We start from the raw sequence: 23083 nt of genomic DNA, 5'->3' as shown, positions 1-23083 counted from the left end.
GCGGTCGGCGGGGGTGCGGCGGCGTGCCTCGGCGACCACCAGGTCCATGCGGCGGGGGCCGCGCAGGGCGGCCACGGCCGCGGCGATCGCGCCCGGCGCCAGGGCGAGGCCGGGGTCCGCGAAGACCATCGCCTTGCCGCGTGCGGCGACCGCCAGTTGTTCGCAGGCGTGCGCGTGGGCGCACCAGCCCTGGGGGGTCGGCGCTCCCATCAGCAGGCGCAGGCGCGGGTCGTCCATCGCGGCCTGGAGGACCAGGCGGCGGGTGAGGTCCGTGGAGCCCGCGTCCAGGAAGACCACGTCCAGCTTCGGGACCCGGGTCTGGCTCAGCAGCGCTCGCACACACCGCAGCACGCGGCGTTCGTCGTTCAGGAGCGGGACCAGGACGGAGACGGTCTCGGTGGCCGGCGGCGGGTCGGCGGACAGCGTGGACGGCACAGACGGCGCGGAAGGCGCGGGCAGGGCGCGCGAGGCGGCTGCCGGGTGTCGATTTCGTCCCACGGGCTAAAGCATCCCCATCGCGGGCCGTGATCGCAGTGTGACGGAAAGCGGGGTGGGCCGTGAGGGTGACCGCGCGGGAACTAAACGAGCCAGATGCGTGGAGCCTGCGGGGGAATCGGGCTCGGTGCGGAGCCTTGTCGCAAGGCTGCCGGAAGCCTGTCTGAAGCCTGTCGGAAAGCCTGCCGGAAAAAATGGGCGGGACCCGCGCCCCCACAGACGCGGATCCCGCCAAGGCCAAGTGGCCTTCCCTACCCCCACTGGCACCCCCACCGGGTGCTTCGGCGGCCGCACGAGGCGGCACATCCGATCATCCATATAGACGTTCGAGGGGGTGGGTTTAGTTGCAGGGACGCAGTGTTCTGTGTGTTGCGATTTAGTAACAGTGTCCGTCCGGGCCGTCGTCGGACGTCTTCGCAGGTACTCAGGCCGGACCTGAGTAGTAATACCCATGAGGATGTCGGTGCCATGCGCCACACTTGTCGACGGCACACGATGGCCGCGCCACGGAGGGTGTGTCGGGGAGGCGCGGGCCGGCCGCGCGTCGCTGATGGGGGGAAGACCCGGTCCCGTTTGATGAGGCACTGCCGGCACGGGGCGGCAGAGCTTCGTGAAACGGGACCGGATCGGGCACTGGATCTAGCCCCGGATCGGGCGCCAGATCGGGCACCTGATGGCCGACGGCCATTTCCAGTCGCGGCGGCGTTGAGGGGACACCCTCCGCCGCCGTTATCCGCTCTTCTGGGACATCGCGCAGGTCGGCGCCTTGGCGCGGGTCACCGTTCGAACACCGATTCACTCATTTGAGCGAGTCTTGACCTGATTTCGTTGAGGCCGGGTGGCCCGCGGGGGTAGTCTGGTTCGAGTCGAACAAAGTTTCGATGATGGTCCGACGCTCGGATCGGCCGCCCCGCCGGGCGGTCGCGGGAGGGGAAGCCCGTGGCCGGCCGTGGCCGCTCCGGGCGCTCGGACGAATGAGGTGGCGGCTTTGGGAGGCTGCGATGAGTGCGAATGGGACGGGTGCCGCAGTGAGCACCGATGACGACGAACTGATCGACGTACTGCGCCGCCACGGTGAGCCGGCGCACTTCATCTGGCGCGGCAAGCTGTACCGCGTGCGCCAGGTCCTGTCGCGCTGGATCCAGGTCGGTGCCGACTCCGGCGAGATTCCCTCGGTCCTGCTGCGCACCGACCGGCACCTGGGCACGGTCGAGACCCTGGTCTTCGGCCGGGACCGGGAGGTCGAGCGGGAACTGTGGAGCGTGCGGGCCAGCGTGGGCCGCGACGGCGACGTGGAGGTGTTCCAGCTCTGCCACGACGTCCCCTCCGGCGGTTGGCTGCTGGTCGCCGAGTCGCTGAGCAGCCTGCCGGAGCACATGGGTCGGATGCTGAAATTCCCGGAGAACTGACCGCGACCGCCGTTCACGGGGATTTCCCGGCTTGAACACCTGTTTTTGTCAGTGGGGCCTGTCACTGTGGAAGAGACATGCGGCGAGTGTCCGACATGTCATCAGTGGACCCTGACTAGTACAGGGAGGGAACTATGCCCGCCGCTCTCACCAGCCCGGACACCGGACCGATAGCAAGCTCCCGAGTCCATCCGCCGCCGCTGCCCCCGATGGGCTCCGGCGGACACCGGCGCGGACCCGCCTCCCGCTCCGCACGCGACCTGTTCGAGCAGGCCGTGCACGAGCTGGCCGAGGCCGTCACATCCGCCCACCCCTACGACCGCTACTGCGGCGCGCACATGGCAGCGCTGCACGCCTCGGCCGCCGTGGTGACGGCACGCGCGGTCCCGGCCGCGCCGACCCGCCGCCGCCCCCGCAGCGTCTGGGACCTGCTCTACCGCGAGGCCCCGGAACTGGCGGACTGGGCCGCCTACTTCGCCTCCGGCGCCACCCGCCGCGCCGCCGCCCAGGCCGGACTGCCGAACGCCGTCAGCGACGCCGAGGCCGCCGAACTGGCCCGGGAAGCCGAGGTCTACCTCGGCGTCGTCGCACAGCTACTGGGGCTTCCGTTCCAGGACGGCCTGCCGCTGGGCTCGGGGGAGCAGCCGGCAGCGAGCTGACGCGGGGGAGATCCGGATCGCCCGGCGCATCGACGGCCGGGAGGCGGTGGCGCACCGCCACATCACGACATCACGACACGGCCACACCGCGACACCGCCGCCACATCACGCGGGACGTTGCGGCTTCGGGGGTTCTCCGGACTTGATGGCGCTCATCGAAACGAGCCCTAACACGCCGATCGGCGTGGCTGCCGCCGGGCACGCGCGGAATCAGCATGCTGCCGCAGGGTACGCGCCGATCAGCGTGTCCGTGGCCGCCAGACATTTGCTGATCGGCGTGGTCGTGGCCAGACATGCGCGGATCAGCAAGGCTGCTGCGGGACGCGCGCTGGTCAGCAAGGCTGCTGCGGGACGCGCGCCGGTCAGCGTGGCCGCTGCGGGACGCGCGCCGGTCAGCGTGGCCGCTGGCAGAGGCCGGGTCCGGACCGCCCCGGCGTCACGTGCTCGCGCGCGAGGGCGACTCGGTGGTGGCCGCGTGTCGTGCGTGTGTGGCTGGTTGGAGAGCACCCGAGATCAAGAGTTAGGCTGCGGAGACCAGCCCAGCGCTCGACGTCTGGTCCAGCAATACCCCGTATCTTGTGGACCGGGGAGGCAGAGTTGGCCCCTGCCTTCGGGCGTTCAAGGAAGAAGTATCCGCTTCCTGCGCACCGGGTGCGGTCACGATCTTACCGTCGATGGCAGGGGGCTGTCAGCTCGTTTGCCTAGCTTCGCGCTCCCCGACGACTCCTTTAAGAGCTACGAAAAAGTGTGGGCGTGTCGTTCCCGTGGGTCACTCGATCGGCTCAATGTGCCTCGCGCCTCGCGTTCCTTGCGCCCGGCGTTCCTTATCCCCGCAGCCGCAAGCCTGAGGGCGTCGAGCGGAATCCGGCTGCCGCCAGTGCCTGGGCCAGTGCCGAGTCGCGGCCGGCGTAGAGGACGTCCTCGCCGTCGGTCTTCGACACCGTCAGTTTGCCCAGCCAGCCGTCGCGGACGGTCAGGGCCAGGGCGTCGACGGCCGGTTGGAGGTTTGCCAGGTCCTCGGTCCAGGACAGCAGTGTGCGGCCGCCGCGCTCGACGTAGAGCACCAGGTCGCCGTCGACCAGCACCACCAGTGCGCCTGCCTTGCGGCCGGGTTTGTGGCCGGTTGCGGGGGTGCCGTCTTCGCCTACCGGGCGTGCGGGCCAGGGTAGGGCGGCGCCGTAGGCGTTGGCCGGGTCTGTGGCGGCTAGGACGAGGGCGCCGACGTGCTCGGTGTCCTTCTTTGGGCGGCGGGGCTTGTATTCGTGCGGGGTGCCCATCAGTTTGTGGACGCTGTCGTCGATGACGGCGCCGATGCTCTCGTGCTCGCGGTTCTCTAGGGTTTCGAGGGTGGCCGCCAGGGAGCGGAGGCGGTCGACCGCGCCTTCGGCGGCGAACTGGGCGGCGCCGAGGCCTTCGACGAAGTAGCCGCGGCGGGAGCGGCCGGCTTCTTCGTAGGCTGACAGCACTGAGTAGACGCCCGCGTAGCCGCCCGGGATGCGTTCGGCCATCACCGAGCCGCGTGTCACCACGCCGTAGCGGTCCATCAGTACTTCGCCGAGCAGGTGGGCGCGGCGGGTCGGATCGGTGAGGCGGGGGGCCAGACGTGACCACCGGCCGGCGGCGGAGGGGCTGACCGCGGCTGCGGCGTTCTGGTCCGCGGTCTTCGCGGCGGCGGCTGAGACGCCGAAGCGTGCGTAGCGGCCGCGGGGGGTGGGGCGCCGGGTCTTGTGCGCGCTCTTGCCGGAGTTCAGCAGGCCGCGCAGGGGTGCGAGGGTGTCGTTGGTGACGTAGCCGGCCCACAGCAGGTCCCAGAGGCCTGACAGTACTTCGGCGGAGCTGAAGTCGTCGCTGACGCGGGCCACGATTCCGCGTAGGAACAGCGCCGCGTCCTCGCCGAGTGCGTCGAGGATCGCTTCGTGCACCGGGCCCGGGTCCAGGGTGTCGGATGGTTCGGGCAGCAGGAGTGGCGCCAGCTCCGCGGGGCACAGTGTCACCCAGCCGTCGTCCCCGGCCAGCGACCCGGCCCCGGCCCACACCACCTCGCCGGAGGAGGTCAGCTCGTCGAGCATGGTCGGCGAGTAGTCCGCGACCCGCGAGGGCAGGATCAGGCGCTCCAGGGCGGAGGCGGGAACCACAGCGCCGGCTAGTTGTTCCACCACGCGCAGGACGCCGTCCACGCCGCGCAGGGGTGTGGACGCGGCGCGGCCGACCGACTGCCAGGCCGGCAGCAGCATGGCCAGAGTTCGTGGCGGGACTGGTTCGGCTTCCTTGCGCAAGGCGGCCATCGTCCGGCGGCGGACGCGGCGCAGGACCTCGGCGTCGCACCATTCGGTGCCGCTGCCGCCCGGGCGGAACTCGCCGGACAGGGCGCGGCCGGTGGCTGCGAGACGTTCCAGGGCGGCGATCACCGAGGATGCCGGGATGCCGAAGCGGCTGGCCGGCTCGATGGCGTTGAAGGGGCCGTGGGTGCGGGCGTAGCGGGCGACCAAGTCGCCGAGCGGATCGGCGACCACGGCGGTGAAGGCTTCTGGGATACCCACGGGGAGAGGGACACCCAGAGCGTCCTGTAGCCGCCCGGCATCTTCGATGGCGGCCCAGCGTTCCTCGCCGGCGATCCGGACCCTGATGACTCGGCGCGCGCCTTCCAAGTCGACCAGCCACGACGCCTCGATGCCGCGCGCGGCGGCTTCGGGGGTGGAGAGAGGACCGAGTAGCCGCAACAGATCGGCGGCGTCCTCACCGTCCCGGGCATGCCGCGACGGTGTCAGGTACTGCAACTCCTCTTCCAGCGCCACGAGGATCTCCGGGTCCAGCAGGTCCCGCAGTCCGGTCTGGCCCAGCAACTCGGCCAGCAGCGCCGGGTCCAGCGACAGCGCGGCGGCGCGGCGCTCGGCCAGCGGCGAGTCGCCCTCGTACATGAACTGCGCGATGTAGCCGAACAGCAGCGAGCGGGCAAAAGGCGAGGGCTGCGCGGTCTCCACCTCGACGATCCGCACCTTGCGGGCCTCGATGTCCCGGCACAGCTCGATCAGCCCCGGCACGTCGTAGACGTCCTGCAGCACCTCGCGCACGGCCTCCAGCACGATCGGGAAGCTCGCGTGCTTGGCCGCCACCGAGAGCAGCTGCGCCGAGCGCTGCCGCTGCTGCCACAGGGGCGTGCGCTTGCCCGGGCGCGTGCGCGGCAGAAGGAGCGCGCGCCCGGCGCACTCCCGGAACCGGGAGGCGAACAGGGCCGAGCCGCCGATCTCGCCGGTGACGATCTCCTCGATCTCGTCCGAGGCGAACAGCAGGCCCAGGGACTCGGTGTCGGGGTCGGCGGCGTCGGTGTCCGGCAGGCGCAGCACGATGCCGTCGTCGGCGTGCATCACCTGCGCGTCCAACCCGTAACGCTCGCGCAGCCGGGTGCCGATGGCAAGGGCCCAGGGGGCGTGCACCTGCGCGCCGAACGGCGAGTGGATCAGTATCTTCCAGTCGCCGAGCTCGTCCCGGGTGCGCTCGACCAGGATGGTGCGGTCGTCGGGCACCCGGCCGGTGGCCTGCTTCTGCTCGCGCAGGTAGGACAGCAGGTTGTCGGCGGCCCACTCGTCCAGGCCGGACTCCTTCAGCCGGGCCTTGGCCACCGCCTCGTCGGACTTGCCCAGCTCGCGCAGGAAGCCGCCGAGCGCCCGGCCCAGCTCCAGCGGCCGGCCGAGCGCGTCGCCGTGCCAGAACGGCAGCTTGCCCGGCATGCCGGGGGCCGGGGAGACCAGGACGCGGTCGTGCGTGATGTCCTCGATCCGCCAGGACGACGAGCCCAGCGTGAACACGTCGCCGACCCGCGACTCGTAGACCATCTCCTCGTCCAGCTCGCCGACCCGCTTGGCGCCCTCCTTCGCCCCGGCCAGGAAGACCCCGAAGTAGCCGCGGTCCGGGATGGTGCCGCCGGAGGTGACGGCCAGCCGCTGCGCGCCCGGACGCGCCGACAACCTGCCCTCGACGCGGTCCCAGACGATGCGCGGTTTCAGCTCGGCGAACTCGTCCGAGGGATAGCGGCCGGACAGCAGGTCGAGCACTGATTCGTAGGCCGAGTCCGGCAGCGCGGCGAACGGCATCGCGCGCCGGACCAGGGCGATGAGATCGTCCGTCCGCCAGTCCTCGACCGCGACCATCGCGATGATCTGCTGGGCCAGTACGTCCAGCGGGTTGCGGACCACCTTCAGCGCCTCGATGGACCCCGAGGCCATCCGCTCGGCCACCACCGCGGACTGCACCAGGTCGCCCCGGTACTTGGGGAAGATCACGCCGCGTGAGACCGCCCCGACCTGGTGGCCGGCCCGCCCGACGCGCTGGAGCCCGGCGGCCACCGAGGGCGGGGACTCCACCTGGACCACCAGGTCCACCGCGCCCATGTCGATGCCCAGCTCCAGGCTGGAGGTGGCGACCACGGCCGGCAGGTTCCCGGCCTTCAGCGCCTCCTCGATGTCGGCGCGCTGCTCCTTGGAGACCGAGCCGTGGTGCGCGCGGGCCAGGACCGGCGGGGCGCCGGAGACCTGTCCGGCCTGCGCCATCATTTCGGCAGGCGCAGAGGTCCGTGGTGCGGAGGTCGGGGGCGCGGCGGTCGGGGCGGCGGCCAGCACCTGCCCCACGCTCAGTGGTTCGTCGAGCGGGTCGCGATCGGGGTCGGTGCCGCCCACGTCGCCGGTGACCCGTTCCCAGTGCGCCTCGTTCAGCTTGCCGGTCAGCCGCTCGGCCAGCCGCCGGGAGTTGGTGAAGACGATGGTCGAGCGGTGCCGCTCGATCAGGTCGGCCACCGCCGCCTCGACATGCGGCCACACCGACACCTGCCGCCGCCCGGTCTGGTCGGCCGCGACCAGCTCGCCGTCGTCGGAGTCCAGCGCCCCCATGTCCTGCACCGGCACCGACACCCGGATGTCGAACCGCTTCACGATCTTCGGTGCCACCACCTGCACCGGATGCGGGCCGCCGAGGAACTGCGCGACGGTCTCGGCCGGGCGCACGGTCGCCGACAGGCCGATCCGCCGCGCGGGCCGCTCCAGCAGCTCGTCCAGCCGCTCCAGGGAGACGGCCAGGTGCGAGCCGCGCTTGGTCCCGGCCACCGCGTGCACCTCGTCGATGATCACCGTCTCGACGCCGCGCAGCGACTCGCGGGCGGCCGAGGTGAGGATCAGGAACAGCGACTCGGGGGTGGTGATCAGGATGTCCGAGGGCCTGGTCATGAACTTGCGCCGCTGGTCGGCCGGGGTGTCGCCGGAGCGGACCGCGATCTGGACGTCGGGCTCGGGCAGGCCCAGGCGGGCGGCGGCCTGCTTCAGACCGGCCAGCGGCGCGCGCAGGTTGCGCTCCACGTCCACGGCCAGCGCTTTCAGCGGCGAGACGTAGACGACGCGGCAGCGGCGCTTGGCCTCGGTCGGCGGCGGGCCGAAGGCCAGCCGGTCCAGCGCGGCCAGGAACGCCGCGAGTGTCTTGCCGGACCCGGTCGGTGCCACGACCAGGGCGTTCTTCTCCGCGGCGACCGCGTTCCAGGCACCGGCCTGGGCGGTCGTGGGCTCGGCGAAGGCAGCCGTGAACCACGCCCTGGTGGCTGGATGGAAGTGGTCCAGGGCTGCGGACTCTGCCTTCCGGTTAGACACTGCCATACGATCCATACTGCCTTGCCGGTCTGACAGACTGAGATCCATGCGGTCAGGGACGATGCGGCTTCAGGACTTCTGGGAGCGGATGCGGGGCGAGTTCGGACCGCTGGCCGACTCGTTCTCGCGGGACCATGTGATGAGCGACCTGGGCGGCCGGACCGTGATGGAGGCGCTACGCGACGGGGTGGACGTCAAGGACATCTGGGCCGCGGTTGCCCGGGATCGGGATCTCCCGTATTTCTAGGCCACCCGGTTCGGACGACCAGGCCGGGCCCGGCTTCGGTCTCGATCACACGCGATTCCAGCTCCGGCCGGAGGCGGGCGAGTTCGCCGACGGTCTCAGCGGCCAGTTGCAGCATCTTCCCCGGGCCCGCGCCGATCGCCACCGGGCCCTGGACCCGGCCGGTCACCGCGGCCAGCTGCCGCTCGGCCTCGGCCAGCGTCTCGTCCAGCGCGTTCCCGGCGCGGGCCAGCACCAGGCCGGCGGCGATCAGGATCGCCTGTCCGCGGCGGCCCGTGCCGCGCGCGGCGAGTTCGGTGCCGGTCTCCCGCTCCAGCCGGGTCAGCTGTTGCGAGACGGCGGACGGGGTGTGACCGAGGAGCCGGGCGGCACCGGCCAGATGCCGCTTTCGGCGATGGCCTGCAGGACCAATAGGCGGCGGGGGTATATGTCCACAGACTCAATTAGCGGGGCTTCACATACCGGTGAGCAAGGCTTCGTATTAAGAATCCTGCGACGGCGGCATTGTGGGCGCCATGTATCCAACGGTACGCCGATGGGCGATTTCCACAGTGGGGACGGCAGTGGTGCTGGCCATGGCCGGGTGCGAGTCGACGGGACAAACAGGTTCGGGCCCGGGTTCCGTGTTCGGCACGAGCGCCGGCAGCAGCTCGGCGTCGAATTCGGGGGCCGCGCGACCGCCGTCGACGGCGGGGTCCGGCTCGGGACACGGGACGGTCTCGACACCGGGTTCGGCGAGCGGCTCTGAGTCCCTGTCCGCTCCCGCATCCGCGTCAGGTGCGGCGAACGGAAGCTGGGTCCTGTCCATCCCGGCCTCCGTCATGGGCCTCAAGTTGTGGCCGGCCACAACGGCAACGGTTTCGACCCCGCCAAGCTGACCGCCGCGCAGACCGCTCCGCCGAGCTTCCAGGACATCAACGGCACCCGGTTCACGAACAACCACGTGACGATCGACCCCGGCGACCACGGCGGAACCGCGGGCTGCACCTCCACGCTGGGGCAGTCCGGGGCCATGGCGGCCGAGTCGACCGCGTGCATGTGGATGACCACGACCACCTTCGGCGGCATCACCTACCTGCCGAAGCCCGACCTGCAGCAGATGGTGTTCGGCACCGGCCCCGAGACGCTGGGCCCGATCATGCGTGACATCCGGGCGCAGGTCGAGCACCGGCGCTAACCGGCGCTCGCGATCCGGCCAGCCCTCGGCCGGAATCGTCCCCTCGGCCGGAATCGTCAGGTCCTCCAGTCGGAATCGTCAGATCCTCCAGCCCGATCGCCACTTCCGGCCGGGTAAGGATCCCCGCTACGTTCCAGGCGTGACCGCTGCCGATCCCCGAATATCGCCCGACCTCGCCGGACGCGCGGCGGCCGTCCAGCGGCGTACCGTCCGGGTCCTCATCGGCAGCCAGATCCTCGGCGGCGTCGGCTCCTCGACCGGGTTCTCGCTGTCCACGCTGCTGGCCAAGGAGATCACCGGGAACGCCGCGCTGTCCGGGCTGACCGGCACCTTCTCCTCGCTCGGCGCGGCCTTCGCGACCATCCCGCTGTCCCGGGTCATGGCGGCGCGCGGCCGCCGGCCCGGACTCGTCCTCGGCTACGGCGCGGCGGTGGTCGGCACCGTGGTCGTCGTGCTGGCCGCCCGGCTGCACCTCTACCCGCTGCTGCTCGTCGGGATGGCGCTGTTCGGGTCGGCGTCGGCGATGAACCTGCAGGCCCGCTACGCCGGCACCGATCTGGCCCCGGCCGAGCGGCGCGGCCGGGCGCTGTCGATGGTGATCTGGGCGGTGACCATCGGTTCCATCTTCGGCCCCAACCTCGGGCACCCGGCGGAGGGGACGGCCCGGGTGCTCGGTCTGCCGCCGCTGGCCGGGGCGTTCCTGTGGTCCGGGTTTGCGCTCTGCGGGGCGGCGCTGGTGCTCGGGCTGTTTCTGCGTCCTGATCCGCTGCTGGTGGCGCGGGAGCTGCGGGGCGAGGACGCCGCGGCGCCGAAGCGGCTCTCGTTGAAGCAGTCCTTCGCGGTGATCGGGGAGTCCCCGCGCGCGGTGCTGGCGATCGCGGTGGTGGCCGTCTCGCACACCGTCATGGTCTCGGTGATGTCGATGACCCCGGTGCACATGAACTCCGACGGCATGTCGGTGACGGTGATCGGGCTCGTGCTGTCGGTGCACATCACCGGGATGTACGCGTTCTCCCCGCTGGTCGGCTTCGCGGTGGACCGGGTCGGCCGGATCCCGGTGCTGTCCTCGGGGATGGCGATCCTGGCCGCCGCCTGCCTGGTGCTCGGGTCCGCGCCGATGGGGTCGCGGGCGTACATGGCCGCCGGGCTGCTGCTGTTGGGGATCGGCTGGTCCTGCGGGGTGGTGGCCGGATCGACGCTGCTCACCGAGTCCACGCCGGACCGGGTGCGGCCGTCGGTGCAGGGGGCGAGCGACTTCGTGATGCAGGGCTCTTCGGCCGGGGGCGCGGCGCTGGCCGGGCTGGTGGTGGGGACCCTCGGGTACTCGTGGCTGGCCGGGCTGGGGGTCGCGCTGCTGGCGCCGGTCGCAGTGCTCGTGGCCGTGACGTCGGTGCGGCGGCCCGCTGCCGCCGACAACATTCCGGGGCGTTCCGTACAAGAAGACGCCGCACCCCAGGTACCGTGAGAGGCGGTCGGAGTGGACGGACGCGGCCGGAGTCAGTTTTTGTCAGTGGCGTCCTCTACGTTCAAGACCGTCAGACGTGAAGTACCGAAATCTAAGGCAGGCACCCATGGCGGCAACGACCACCGACCGCGAGAAGGCGCTCGACGCCGCCCTCGCCCAGATCGAGCGCAACTTCGGCAAGGGCTCGGTGATGCGGCTCGGCGCGCGCTCCGTGCAGCCGATCGACATCATCCCCACCGGCTCGATCGCCCTGGACGTGGCCCTGGGCATCGGCGGGCTGCCGCGCGGCCGCGTCGTGGAGATCTACGGCCCGGAGTCCTCCGGCAAGACGACGGTCGCGCTGCACGCGGTCGCCAACGCGCAGAAGGGCGGCGGGCAGGCCGCGTTCATCGACGCCGAGCACGCGCTGGACCCGGAGTACGCCAAGAACATCGGCGTGGACACCGACGCGCTGCTGATCTCCCAGCCGGACACCGGCGAGCAGGCGCTGGAGATCGCCGACACCCTGATCCGCTCCGGCGCGCTGGACATCATCGTCATCGACTCGGTCGCGGCCCTGGTGCCCAAGGCCGAGATCGAGGGCGAGATGGGCGACTCGCACGTCGGCCTGCAGGCCCGCCTGATGAGCCAGGCGCTGCGCAAGCTGACCGGTGTGATCCACCAGACCAACACCACCGTGATCTTCATCAACCAGCTGCGCGAGAAGGTCGGCGTGATGTTCGGCTCGCCGGAGACCACCACCGGCGGCCGGGCGCTGAAGTTCTACGCCTCGGTCCGTCTGGACATCCGCCGCATCGAGACGCTGAAGGACGGCACGGAGGCGGTCGCGAACCGCACCCGGGTCAAGGTCGTGAAGAACAAGGTCGCCCCGCCCTTCAAGCAGGCCGAGTTCGACGTGGTCTTCGGCGTCGGCATCTCCCGCGAGGGCTCGCTGATCGACATGGGCGTCGAGCACGGCTACGTGAAGAAGGCGGGGGCCTGGTTCACCTACTCCGAGGGCCAGCTCGGCCAGGGCCGCGAGAACGCCCGCCGGTTCCTGAAGGAGAACCCGGACGTCGCCGACGGCCTGGAGAAGCTGATCAAGGAGAAGCTGGGCATCGGGCCGAAGCTCGACGAGCCGGCCGACGGCACGGCCGCGGTCGCGCCGATCGCGCCGGTCGCCGATGCCGCCGGTGCGGCGCCCGCCGCGGAGGAGGCCGCCGCCAAGCCGGCGAAGACCACGCGGGCGCGCAAGACCGCCGCGGTCGCGGCCGGTGCGGAGGAGTAGTAGGTGAGCGCCGGTTGGGGCCGGTTCCAGGAGGAGGGAGCCGGCCCCGACTGGTTGGCCGCGGAGGAGCCCGCGCCGCAGGGCGGTGCCGAGGCAAGGCAGAGCGCGGCCGGTGGCGGCTCGGCGGGAGCCGGGGCGAGCGGGTCCGACGATGGCGCTCCGGGCTGGGCTGCCGCTGCCGAGCCCGGCGCGGATGCCGGGCCGAGCGGCTGGGCCTCCTTGACGGAGCCTGCCGAGGGCCGGCGGGACGGCTCCGTGCCGAAACCGTCGGAGCGCGGCGGATCCGCCGGTGCTGAGCGCAAGCAGCGCTCTTCCGGCTTCGGCGAGTCGCGGCGCGGCGGGTTCGCACCCGCCAAGAAGGCCGCGGCGTCCAAAAAGCCCGCGTCGAACAAGAACTCCGGCTGGTCCTCGCGTCGCAAGGACCGCGATCCCGCCGACGCCGACAAGCCCAAGCCGCCGCCTTCGCGCGAGACGCTGGAGCAGCGGGCGAAGAACATCCTGACGTACCACCTCGGCCGGCAGATGCAGACCCGCTCGCAGCTGGCCGATCGGCTGCGGAAGAAGGAGATCCCGGACGATATCGCCGAGGCGGCGCTCGACCGGTTCGAGGAGCTGCACCTGCTCAACGACACCGACTACGCCGAGACCTTCGTCCGCTCCCGCCACAACGAGCGCGGGCTGGCCAAGCGCGCCCTCGGCTACGAGCTGCGCAAGCGGGGCATCGACGACGAGACCGCCGCCGAAGCGCTGTCCACGCTCGACGAGGACCAGGAGGCGGTGACCGCGCGCCGACTTGTCGACTCGCGGCTGCGGGCCACGCGCGGGCTGGAGCCGCAGGTGCGGACCCGGCGGTTGGTGGGGATGCTCGCGCGCAAGGGGTACTCCTCGTCGGTGGCGTTCCGGGCGGTCAAGGAGGCGTTGGCCGACGAGGGCCAGGAGATCGAGCTCGACGACCCCGGTTTCGACTGAGATCCGGTGAGATCCGGTGAGATCGGCTGAGGCCCACTGAGATCCGCCGAGCGTGCGGCGCATACTCGTGAACCGGCCCCGCTTCCACTCCTTCCGGTGTTTTCATCGGCTTTTCCCGACGACACCAACGGTTGTCGACCACACTCCTCCTTGACCGTATTGTTACCTCGCCCTAACCTCGCACTCAGTGAGGGATCATCGAAGGATCACTCAAGCGCGCTGGGAGCGAACTTAATGGTCGGCATGTTGATCGCGATCGCAGCGGTGGTCGCGGCGTGCGCCGGCCTGTTCTCGGGTCTGAATATCGGTGCCGGACGCCGGATCAACAATCTCAAGAAGAGCGCGTACGAGGACTTCGACAAGCAGGTCGCCGAGCTGGCGCAGCGGGCCCAGGCACGGGAGGGCGAGCACGCCTCCGCGGTGGTGGCCGCCCAGCGTGACCTGGCCGCCGTGCACCGGGAGGCCGCCGAGGCGCGTAAGCAGGCCGATGTTCAGGCCGTGCAGATCCGGGAGCAGGCCGCCTCGGCCGCGACCGTGGAGATGGACCGGGCCCGCCGGATCCGGGACGAGGCCGAGGCCGAGACCCGGGTGCTCAAGGACGACGTCCGCGAGCTGCGGCTGGACCTGGAGCGGCGGGAGGCCCGGCAGGCCGAGCGCGAGGAGCGGCTGGACGCCGATCTGCGGCGGACCGCCGACAAGGAACGGGAACTGGCCGCCGCCGGCGCCGAGTTGGAGCGCAGGAAGGTGGACCTGGCCGCGCTGGAGGACGAGCGCCGGGCCATCTTGGAGCGGGCCGCCGCGCTGTCCGCCGCCGAGGCCAAGACCGAGCTGGTGAAGTCGATCGAGAACCAGGCCAAGCGCGAGGCCGCGGTGCTGATCCGGCAGATCGAGCAGGAGGCCCGCGACGAGGGCGACAAGCGGGCCCGCAAGACCGTGGCCCTGGCCATCCAGCGGGTGGCCAGCGAGCAGACCGCCGAGTCCGTGGTCAGCGTGCTGCACCTGCCCAGCGATGACATGAAGGGCCGGATCATCGGCCGCGAGGGCCGCAACATCCGGGCCTACGAGTCGATCACCGGGGTCAACCTGATCATCGACGACTCGCCCGAGGCGGTCCTGCTGTCCTGTTTCGACCCGGTGCGCCGGGAGGTCGGCCGGCTGACGCTGGAGGAGCTGGTCCTGGACGGCCGGATCCACCCGCACCGCATCGAGGAGATCTACGAGCGGTCCAAGGCCAAGGTCGAGACGCTGTGCGTGCGGGCCGGCGAGGACGCGCTGATGGAGCTCGGCATCACCGACATGCACCCCGAGCTCATCGCCCTGCTCGGCAAGCTCCGCTACCGCACCTCCTACGGCCAGAACGTGCTCAAGCACCTCGTGGAGTCCGCGCACCTGGCCTCGATCATGGCCTCCGAGCTGCGGCTGGACCCGGTGCTGCTCAAGCGCTGCACGGTCCTGCACGACATCGGCAAGGCCCTGACCCACGAGGTCGAGGGCAGCCACGCGCTGATCGGCGCCGAGATCGCCCGCAAGTACGGCGAGCACGACGACGTGGTCCACGCCATCGAGGCGCACCACAACGAGGTCGAGGTCCGCACCGTCGAGGCGGTCCTGACCCAGGCCGCGGACGCCATCAGCGGCGGCCGCCCCGGCGCGCGCCGGGAGTCGCTGGAGGCCTACGTCAAGCGCCTGGAGCGGCTGGAGCAGATCGCCGCCGAGCAGGAGGGCGTGGAGAAGGTCTTCGCGATGCAGGCCGGCCGCGAGATCCGGGTGATGGTCGTGCCCGACGCGGTGGACGACATCCAGGCGCAGGTCATCGCCCGGGACATCGCCAAGCAGATCGAGGAGGAGCTGACCTATCCCGGGCAGATCCGGATCACCGTGGTGCGGGAGTCGCGGGCGACCGAGTACGCGCGCTAGGCCGGCGGCGCCGCAGCGGCAGCGGCGCCCGCCTGAGCAGCCGCGGCCCGCTTCCATCCCTGACGCATCCAGAACCCGATCGCGGCCAGCAGCGGCAGGACGACGAAGACGATCAGGTACACCGGGATCCCGAGGAAGGTCAGCAGTTCGTCCTTCTCATAGGTGGCGTGCTGAACCCAGTCGGAGGTCGCCGGCGCGAACGCGTAGTCCCGCGTGATCTGCGAGGGTTCCGAGTAGTCCCCGTCGAACACGGTCAGGAACATCCGCCCGGCGGCCAGGTTCGCCAGCGCCGGTCCGACCTTCGACGCCTCGATCCAGTCCCCGAACTCCGACACGGCCGGCTCGTCGGTGATCGGCGAGCTCGTGGCGTCCATCCGGTGCGGGGCCAGCACCGAGACCTCGACGTTCTGCGGCGTCGTCGCCCCGGCCGACAGCCGCATCGGGTAGACGGCGGTCTTGGCCGGGAACGACAGGCTGATCGGGTCCAGCGCGCCGTCCAGGTCCGCCGTGCTGCCGGAGGCCAGCCGGACGGCCACGAACTTCCAGCCCTGACTCGTATACGCCGCCAGCCGGGTCGCGGTGCTGGCCTTCAGCGTGAAGCCGTGCTGGTTCAGCCAGTCGCCGAGCGCCTTCGGATCGGCCGAGGCCAGGCTCGCGACCTCGAACTCGCCGGTCCGCTGGTCGCTGAGCACCTGCACCGCCGACCGCGGCGGCGCGGCCATCGCGCCCCCGGCTGCCGCGCCATTGCCGGATGATCCCCCGAGATGCGGCCAGAAGTAGTGGTGCACGTCCGCGACCGGTGCCTCGGCGGCCGACAGATCGCTGAACAGGGCCTGGTCCGCCAGCTTCACCGTGGCCGGCGCCGGTACCGGCATCACCCAGGCGGCGTCGGTCACATTGCTCTGCATGGAGAACCGCATGACGACGTCCTCAGTCGTCCCGTCGAACCGCACCACGGCCTGCTCCCGCGCGACGCTCATCGTGCCGCCGGGGCCCGGGATCATCGCCCCGCATCCGCAGGCCCACGCCGGATCGGCCACCCAGACCGCCTGTAGTCCGCCCGCCACCAGCGCCAGTGTCAGAGTTCTGGCCACCCACCCGCGCATTCTGCTTCCCCTCCCGAAAAAGAACCCGTCTCCCGGCGAGTTTTGACGCTCTCGCCGGGAGACGGGTTCCGCCGCTCCCACCACGGATTGGTAACGGCCGGGCCGGCTACCGCTCCCGTCCCGGGGCCAGCAGTTGCACCGCGACCGCGGCGACCGCCAGCACCACCGCGATGCCGATCAGCGTGACGTGCATCCCGTGGGCGAAGTCGCCGCCGGCCACCAGGGCGCCGGCCACGGCCACCGACAGCGCGCCGCCGACCTGCCGGGAGGTGTTCACGATGCCCGCCGCGGTGCCCGCCCGCTCGGCCGGGACGCTGCCCATCACCATGATGGTCAGGGCCGGGACCACGAAGGCGCCGGCGAAGGAGACCGGGACCAGCAGCAGCACCAGGGCCCAGGCCGGCTGGTCCGGGCGGACCGCCAGCAGCAGGAGCATCGCGCCGGCGGTGCCGGTCAGGCCGATGGTCATCGACAGCCGGGCGCCGATCCGGGCCACCATGCGGGCCGCGACCGTCACGTTCACCACCGAGACCACCGCGGTGATCGGGGCGAACAGCAGGCCGGTGACGGTCGGGGACTTGTGCGCCACCTGCTGGAAGTACAGGCTGAGCAGGAAGATCACGCCGTAGAAGGCGGCGTTGACGGTGAACCCGGCGAACGCGGTCAGCGACATCGCCCGGGACTTGAAGATCGCCAGCGGGACCATCGGCTGCGCCTGGCGGGACTCGGCGACCGCGAAGACCACCGCGGCGAGCACCGCCGCGGCGAACGAGGACAGCACCGGCGCGGTGCCGAAGCCCTTCGCCCCGCCCTCGATGAAGCCGTAGGTCAGTCCGGCCAGCGCCACCACCGAGGAGAGCAGCCCGAGGACGTCGAAGCGGGCCCGCACCGCGCTGCCGGCCTGCGCCAGCTTCGGCGTCCCGGCCAGCAGGGCCAGTGCCGCGGCCCCGGCCGGCAGGTTCAGGAAGAAGATCCAGCGCCAGTCCACCGCGGCGGTGATCAGCCCGCCGGCCACCGGTCCGGCGGCCGCGGCCGCCGAGCCCGCCGCCGTCCACAGCGCTATCGCGCGGTTGCGCTTCGCCGGGTCCGGGAACGCCTGGCGGATCAGCGCCAGCGAGGCCGGCAGCATCAGCGAGGCGGCGGCGCCCTGCACCAGGCGCGCGGTGATGAGCAGCGCCAGCGAGGGGGCCACGCCGCAGGCGGCGGAGGAGAGCGTGAACCCGATCAGGCCCAGGCCGTAGGTGGCCTTGGCGCCGATCCGGTCGCTCAGCGCGCCGGCCGAGAGCATCAGCGCGGCGAAGGCCAGGGTGTAGCCGTCTATCACCCACTGCGCGCCGGCCAGCCCGCCGGCCAGGCTGCGGTTGATCGCCGGCAGCGCCACGTTCACGACCATGGCGTCCAGGCCGACGAGGAAGAAGCCGAAGACCGAGGCGGCCAGGATGCGCCGGGCGGCGGCGGCCGAGGGCGCGGCGGCCGGCGTTGTGGTCGGCGCTGTGGCCGGCCCTGCGGCGCCGGGTGTGGCGGCGACCGGGGCGGTGGTGACCGATGCGGTGGCGGCGGACGCCGGGGCGGCGGTGCCGGTGGCCTGCTGCCGGGTGGTGGTGAGAGCTGTCATGCCAGTAACGATCGTGGCTGGCGGCGCCGCTATACAGACCGCGCCAAACCGGGGAGCGCGGTGCCGGGGTGCGATACACCCCCTCACTGTCGGCGCGGGGGCTTTACGCTGGCGGTATGACGAACGGCAGCGAGTTGGGGATCTTCCTGAAAGCGCGGCGTGCGGCGATCCAGCCCGAGGACGTGGGCCTGCCCACCGGGACCAGCGTCCGCCGTACCCCCGGCCTGCGCCGCGAGGAGGTCGCGATCCTCGCCGGCGTCAGCGTCGACTACTACACCCGCCTGGAGCGCGGCAAGGAGACCAACCCGAGCCCGGCCGTCGTGGACGCGCTGGCCCGCATCCTGCGCCTGAACCCGGACGAACACCAGCACCTGCGCGACCTGACCGAGAACGCCGCGCGGCCGACCCGCCAGGTGGAACAGCGCCAGGCCCGCATCCGCGCGGTGCGTCAGGGCCCGTTGATCCTGATGGAGAACCTGCGCCCGAACCCGGCCTACATCGTCAGCCTCACCAACGACGTGCTGGCCGCCAACCCGGCCGGCCTGGCGCTGTTTCCGGGCCTTGCGGATTATTCGCCCAAGCAGCGCAACATCACCCGCTACCTGTTCCTGGACCCGGCGGCCAAGCAGCTCTACCCGGAGTGGGACAAGCTGGTCCCGCGCTCGGTGGCGTATCTGCGGGCGCGCGCCGGGAGCGACCCCGACGACCCGGACCTGGTGCGCCTCATCGGCGAGCTCGTGGTGAAGAGCAAGGAGTTCGCCCGGCTCTGGGAGCGCTACGAGGTCCAGAACATCGGTCAGGGCACGAAGGACTTCCAGCACCCTGAGGTCGGCCCGATGACTCTGGACTACGAGGCCATGGAGCTGGCCAACACCGGCGGCCAGCGCATGATCGCCTACTACACGGTCCCCGGCACCGCCGACCACGACGCCGTGACGCTGCTGGACATGATCGGTTCGGGGCTGATCGCGGCCGGCGTCGAGGGACTTCAGCAGTTTGCTCAGCCCGCCGATGAAGAGCTTGTGGAACTCGGGGACGGGGCCGTAGCCGACGGGCGAATAACGGATCGATGAAGCAGGGATACCGAGCCCTTCCCAGGCGGCACTGTGGTGGTAGCCGACAACGGGGAAGGGAACGGGGAAATGAACACCATCGGGGGCAAGAAGTGGGCCCGGGTCGCGGTGTGCGCGGCGGCACTGGTGACGCCGCTGGCCGTGAGCGGCTGCCAGAGCTCGACGAGCGCGTCGGGGACGCCCGTCTCGGCGGCCGGACAGACCGGGACGACGAGTGCCGCGAGCGGCGGGTCGTCCTCGGCGAGCACGTCCGCTTCGGCGTCCACCTCGGCCACGTCCGCCACCTCCACCGCACTGAACGGCACCGGCGGAACCGCTCTGACGGTCTCCGACGGGAGTAGCAAGATCCTGATGAACGGCCAGGCGGTCGACTTCGGCACCGAGGTCCACGACCCGTCCTGGTCCGCGGACGGCAAGCGGGTGCTGTTCATCGACGGCGACGGGAACCTGACGGCCGCCGACGCCGACGGCAGCGGGAAGACCGTCATCGCCAAGAATCCCGGCGGCGGCGCGAAGTGGTCGCACCCGACGTGGGAAGTGGTCGCGTCGGACGCCACGGACCAGCTCCCGGCCCGGGCCGCCTACGTCTTCGCCTCGACGAAGGGCGGGACCGCCACGCTGTGGGAGATCACGGCCGACCCGCAGACCGGGCAGCCGACCGGCCAGCCGCAGAAGCTGCCGCTGAGCAGCCTGCCGGGGCCGGACGCGAAGCCCATCCCGCAGAGCGGGAACGTGTGGCCGAGCGCGAGCGGCAAGCAGGGGGAGTCCGTCTACGAGTACGACCACGGCCTGACCTCAGACCTCTACTACCGCGACGACAACCTGCGGGAGCAGACCAGCCTGGCGATCACGAACGGCTCCGAGCCGGACTACGTCGTGACCGGGACCTCCGCCGGCTCCGGGTGGGTGACCGAGGTCGTGTTCGTGCGCAAGGCCGGCGGGCACAAGCACATCTTCATGGAGTCCATGCAGGACAGCCAGAACGCGGTGGCGATCGACCTGACGCCGAAGGCCACCTCCGACTGCACCGAGCCGGCGCTGTCGCCGGACGGCAGCACGGTCGCGTTCTCCACTTCCTCCGGCATCCAGACCGTGGCGGCGAGCGGTTCGGGGACGCCGAAGCAGGTGACGGACACGCCCGGGTTCCCGGCGTACCGCGCCGGTTCCTGACCCCGCCTCACAGCGCCGGCGCTACGAGCGCCACCACGGCTCGCGGACCACGAGGTCGTCAACCTTCACACACCCCTGAGCGTTGGCGACCTCGTCCCGGTCCAGGTCCCAGCCGACGATCCCGTTGCCCATCCGGGTCAGCTCGATCAGTGTGCTCGACTCCTGGGCCGTGCCGACCTGCACCTCGCACTTCTCCAGCGAGGTCCAGGACCGGCCGTCCAGGGCCACCGCGAAGGCCGCGACCGGCAGCGCGACCACGGCCAGCAGGGTCGCGGCGGTCCGCTCGGCCGTGATGAGCCGGTGCTGCCACGGCGCCAGCGCCTCCGAACGCTCCCGCCTGCCACGGTGCCCGGTCCGGTACTCGATCACCACGCCCTGCCGCAGCAGCCAGGCGACCAGCGCGGTGGCCACGCCCCAGCGCCAGTCGAAGAACACGGTCATCAGCAGCCCGAAGGCCAGCGGGCTGATCAGCGACATCGCGGTGGCGGCCAGCAGGGTGCCGGTGCCGGAGCCGCGCGGCAGGCCGCCGCGGGCCGCCATGAACAGGAACGTCATGCGCGAGGTCACGACCGCGAGGATGAAGGCCAGCAGCACGCTGTTGCGGACCATGCCCATCAGCACGTCGAGCCAGTTCCGGGGCTCCAGCGCGACCAGCACGTCCCAGGCCGCGTCGCCGCCGCCGACGGTCCAGGCCACCTTCAGGATCGGGAACACCAGGACCACCGCGAGCACCACGTTGTGTCCGGGCCCGCCCCGCTTGTCTTCGCTCTTGTCTTCGCTCTTCGCCGCTTCCGCCACGGTCCACATTTGGCCGGGCGGCCCGGCGCGGCGGCCAATCCGTTGCGCCGAACGTGGAGCTTGTTTGTCAGGAAAGCTGCGCACCTGAGGTTGCGCAATCTGGGTTGCCTATCTAGGGTGGGGACGTGAGCGAGTCCAGCGCCGGTGCCGACGACATCCCCGAGGACGCCTCGGCCGCGGCCATGGCGACCTTCGTCGCCTTCCGCCGCTTGAGCCGGCGCCTGCGCGCCCTGCCCGGCGAGGCGGGTCTGACCTCCGCGCAGGTCTCGGCGCTGGTCCGGCTGGGCAAGGTCGACTCCGCGACGGTCGGCGAGCTGGCCGGCTCGGAGCAGGTCAGCCACCAGGCGATGGTCAAGGTCGTCGCGGCGCTGGAGCAGGCCGGCCTGGTCCGCCGGGACCCCGACCCCACCGACGGCCGCCGCCAGCTGATCAGCCTCACCGAGGCCGGACAGCCGCGGGCCCAGGGCGAGCGGCACGCACGGCAGGAGTGGCTGGCCCGGGCACTCGCCGAGTACGGCACCCCGGAGGAGATCCGCGCGGTGCTGGTCGCGGCCGAACTGCTCGGCAAGGTCGCCGACTCGTCCTGAAGCACGGACGTCCCCGAAATCCCACTTCTTCTCCCTGTAGTCCCCGCAGTCCCCAAGGAAAGGCACCCCTGTGGCCATCACCACCATCGACCCCAAGACCGCCCTGGTCGTCATCGACCTGCAGAACGGCATCACCGCCATGCCGGGCGACCCGGTACCGACCGCCGAGGTCATCAAGAACTCGGTCGGCCTGGCCGAGGAGTTCCGCGCCCGCGACCTGCCGGTCGTCCTGGTCAACGTCACCTTCGCCGCCGACGGCTCGGACGTCATGCCGGGCCGCGCCGACCAGAGCATGTCCGGGCACGCCTTCCCGGAGGGCTGGGACCAGGTCATCGCCGACCTCGACGGCCACGACGGCGACGTGCGGGTCACCAAGCGCAACTGGTCGGCCTTCTACGGCACCAACCTGGACCTGCACCTGCGCCGCCGCGGCGTCACGCAGATCGTCCTGACCGGCATCGCGACCAGCATCGGCGTGGAGTCCACGGCCCGCTTCGCGCACGAGCACGGCTACCACGTCACGATCGCCACCGACGCGGTCACCGACTCCAGCGCCGAGGCGCACCAGAACAGCGTGGAGCGCATCTTCCCGCGCCTGGCCGAGACCGGGACCACGGCGGAGATCGTCGCCGCGCTGCCGACCGCCTGAGCCGCGAGCGGTTCTCGATATAGCGAGCCCGCCTACGTGCGCCGAACCCCTGTCACCTCGCAGAATGGGAGGTGACAGGGATTCGGCGCGGTCGGTGTCAGGAGGCGGCGATGAGCGGCAGGATCAAGCACCCGGTCTTCGCCCGGATCTATGCCGGGTACGCCGGACCCTCCTTGGAACGCGCCGGCATCGGCGTGCACCGCGACCGCCTGCTGGCCGACCTGACCGGCGAGGTGATCGAGATCGGCGCGGGCAACGGCCTGAACTTCCCGCACTATCCCGCCCCGGTGACCCGCGTGGCGGCGGTCGAACCGGAGCCGGACCTGCGTGCCCTGGCCGAGCACGCCGCCCGCTCCGCGCCGGTACCGGTCGAGGTCGTCGAGGGCCGCGCCGAGGCCCTGCCGTTCCCCGACGGATCATTCGACGCCGCGGTGGTGTGCCTGGTGCTGTGCTCGGTGACCGACCAGGGCATCGCGCTCCAGGAGATCAGCAGGGTCCTGCGACCCGACGGCACCCTGCACTTCTTCGAGCACGTCCGGTCCGACTCCGCCGCCCTGAGTCGTGTTCAACGCGCGCTGGACGCGACCGTCTGGCCGCTGCTCGCCGGCGGCTGCCATACCGCCCGGGACAGCGCGGCGGCGATCACCGCGGCCGGGTTCACCATCACCGAACTGGACCGCTTCGAGTTCCCTGAGACCCGGATCCCGATGCCGACCCAGACGCACATCCTCGGGACGGCACACCGGGTGACCTGACCGGCGATCGCAGGATCCTGATCCCGATCCTGATCCCTGCCTCTTATACACATCTTACGCTGCCGACTATAAGGCCGCTGCCGGTGATGAGGAGTGGC

At 71.4% G+C, this 23083-nt stretch carries 19 protein-coding genes; 13 read left to right on the top strand and 6 right to left on the bottom strand.

Annotation, left to right across the window (positions count from 1 at the left end):
* Window positions 1–498, bottom strand: a 498-nt coding sequence (locus tag IZR01_RS34695; RefSeq protein ID WP_194926310.1) for a glycosyltransferase family 2 protein, incomplete at its 3' end; no start/stop codon positions are given.
* A 1025-nt stretch (window positions 499–1523) separates the two neighbouring features.
* Here IZR01_RS34695 and IZR01_RS34690 point away from each other — a divergent pair.
* Together IZR01_RS34690 and IZR01_RS34685 are read left to right on the top strand one after the other, a co-directional pair.
* A complete protein-coding gene (locus IZR01_RS34690) occupies window positions 1524–1904 on the top strand; it encodes a DUF6504 family protein (protein WP_194893388.1) in 381 nt (126 codons plus the stop codon).
* Between the two features lie 134 nt (window positions 1905–2038).
* Complete coding sequence (locus IZR01_RS34685) at window positions 2039–2563, top strand: SAV_6107 family HEPN domain-containing protein (RefSeq protein WP_194893389.1); 525 nt, start codon at window positions 2039–2041, stop codon at window positions 2561–2563.
* 824 nt (window positions 2564–3387) lie between these two features.
* On the opposite strand, the gene IZR01_RS34680 is transcribed toward IZR01_RS34685, so the two are convergent.
* The gene (locus IZR01_RS34680) at window positions 3388–8208 is read right to left on the bottom strand and encodes an ATP-dependent helicase (protein ID WP_194926309.1); all 4821 of its coding nucleotides are present in this window, start codon (window positions 8206–8208) and stop codon (window positions 3388–3390) included.
* A gap of 46 nt (window positions 8209–8254) precedes the next feature.
* Here IZR01_RS34680 and IZR01_RS34675 point away from each other — a divergent pair, with 46 nt between their 5' ends.
* Entirely contained in the window at window positions 8255–8440 is a 186-nt protein-coding gene (locus IZR01_RS34675) for a DUF3046 domain-containing protein (RefSeq protein ID WP_194893416.1), read from the top strand.
* Here IZR01_RS34675 and IZR01_RS54470 read toward each other — a convergent pair.
* Entirely contained in the window at window positions 8388–8816 is a 429-nt protein-coding gene (locus IZR01_RS54470) for a LysR family transcriptional regulator (RefSeq protein WP_369125507.1), read from the bottom strand. The genes IZR01_RS34675 and IZR01_RS54470 overlap by 53 nt on opposite strands.
* Window positions 8817–9272: 456 nt before the next feature.
* Here IZR01_RS54470 and IZR01_RS34665 point away from each other — a divergent pair, with 456 nt between their 5' ends.
* From IZR01_RS34665 to rny, 5 genes are all read left to right on the top strand, one after another.
* Window positions 9273–9614 carry a hypothetical protein gene (locus tag IZR01_RS34665; RefSeq protein ID WP_194926308.1) on the top strand — a complete coding sequence of 114 codons (342 nt, stop codon included), beginning with the start codon at window positions 9273–9275 and terminating at the stop codon, window positions 9612–9614.
* Between the two features lie 139 nt (window positions 9615–9753).
* Window positions 9754–11079 carry an MFS transporter gene (locus tag IZR01_RS34660; protein WP_194926307.1) on the top strand — a complete coding sequence of 442 codons (1326 nt, stop codon included), beginning with the start codon at window positions 9754–9756 and terminating at the stop codon, window positions 11077–11079.
* Window positions 11080–11185: 106 nt separating this feature from the next.
* The gene (gene recA, locus IZR01_RS34655; RefSeq protein ID WP_194893394.1) at window positions 11186–12346 is read left to right on the top strand and encodes a recombinase RecA; all 1161 of its coding nucleotides are present in this window, start codon (window positions 11186–11188) and stop codon (window positions 12344–12346) included.
* 3 nt (window positions 12347–12349) lie between these two features.
* Complete coding sequence (locus IZR01_RS53675) at window positions 12350–13315, top strand: regulatory protein RecX (protein ID WP_194926306.1); 966 nt, start codon at window positions 12350–12352, stop codon at window positions 13313–13315.
* Between the two features lie 234 nt (window positions 13316–13549).
* Window positions 13550–15232 carry a ribonuclease Y gene (rny, locus tag IZR01_RS34645; protein ID WP_194893396.1) on the top strand — a complete coding sequence of 561 codons (1683 nt, stop codon included), beginning with the start codon at window positions 13550–13552 and terminating at the stop codon, window positions 15230–15232.
* Here the strand turns inward: rny and IZR01_RS34640 are convergent.
* Window positions 15229–16326: a DUF2330 domain-containing protein gene (locus tag IZR01_RS34640; RefSeq protein WP_194926305.1), complete on the bottom strand. Its 1098-nt coding sequence runs from the start codon at window positions 16324–16326 to the stop codon at window positions 15229–15231. The genes rny and IZR01_RS34640 overlap by 4 nt on opposite strands.
* Window positions 16327–16444: 118 nt before the next feature.
* Window positions 16445–17953 (bottom strand): DHA2 family efflux MFS transporter permease subunit, encoded by a 1509-nt coding sequence (locus tag IZR01_RS34635; protein WP_228560833.1) that lies wholly within the window; start codon window positions 17951–17953, stop codon window positions 16445–16447.
* A 116-nt stretch (window positions 17954–18069) separates the two neighbouring features.
* Here IZR01_RS34635 and IZR01_RS34630 point away from each other — a divergent pair, with 116 nt between their 5' ends.
* Both IZR01_RS34630 and IZR01_RS34625 read left to right on the top strand, forming a co-directional pair.
* Window positions 18070–19026 (top strand): helix-turn-helix transcriptional regulator, encoded by a 957-nt coding sequence (locus IZR01_RS34630; protein WP_194893398.1) that lies wholly within the window; start codon window positions 18070–18072, stop codon window positions 19024–19026.
* 69 nt (window positions 19027–19095) lie between these two features.
* Window positions 19096–20196: a TolB-like translocation protein gene (locus IZR01_RS34625; RefSeq protein ID WP_194926304.1), complete on the top strand. Its 1101-nt coding sequence runs from the start codon at window positions 19096–19098 to the stop codon at window positions 20194–20196.
* Between the two features lie 21 nt (window positions 20197–20217).
* Here the strand turns inward: IZR01_RS34625 and IZR01_RS34620 are convergent, their stop codons facing one another.
* On the bottom strand, window positions 20218–20994 hold the full coding sequence (locus tag IZR01_RS34620) for a hypothetical protein (RefSeq protein WP_228560831.1): 777 nt from the start codon (window positions 20992–20994) through the stop codon (window positions 20218–20220).
* Between the two features lie 125 nt (window positions 20995–21119).
* Between IZR01_RS34620 and IZR01_RS34615 the strand changes: the two genes are divergently transcribed.
* The 3 genes from IZR01_RS34615 (at window position 21120) to IZR01_RS34605 (ending at window position 22985) form a co-directional block, all read left to right on the top strand.
* A complete protein-coding gene (locus tag IZR01_RS34615; protein WP_323747178.1) occupies window positions 21120–21581 on the top strand; it encodes a MarR family transcriptional regulator in 462 nt (153 codons plus the stop codon).
* A 70-nt stretch (window positions 21582–21651) separates the two neighbouring features.
* On the top strand, window positions 21652–22230 hold the full coding sequence (locus IZR01_RS34610) for a hydrolase (RefSeq protein WP_194926302.1): 579 nt from the start codon (window positions 21652–21654) through the stop codon (window positions 22228–22230).
* A gap of 110 nt (window positions 22231–22340) precedes the next feature.
* Window positions 22341–22985, top strand: a complete 645-nt coding sequence (locus IZR01_RS34605) for a class I SAM-dependent methyltransferase (RefSeq protein WP_194926301.1) — start codon at window positions 22341–22343, stop codon at window positions 22983–22985.
* Window positions 22986–23083: the final 98 nt, after the last annotated feature.

Source organism: Catenulispora pinisilvae (genome assembly GCF_015356865.1).
In the GTDB taxonomy this organism is placed as follows: Bacteria; Actinomycetota; Actinomycetes; order Streptomycetales; family Catenulisporaceae; genus Catenulispora; species Catenulispora pinisilvae.
The sequence above is the reverse complement of the archived record's forward strand: the minus strand, read 5'-3'. Positions and strand labels throughout refer to the sequence as shown.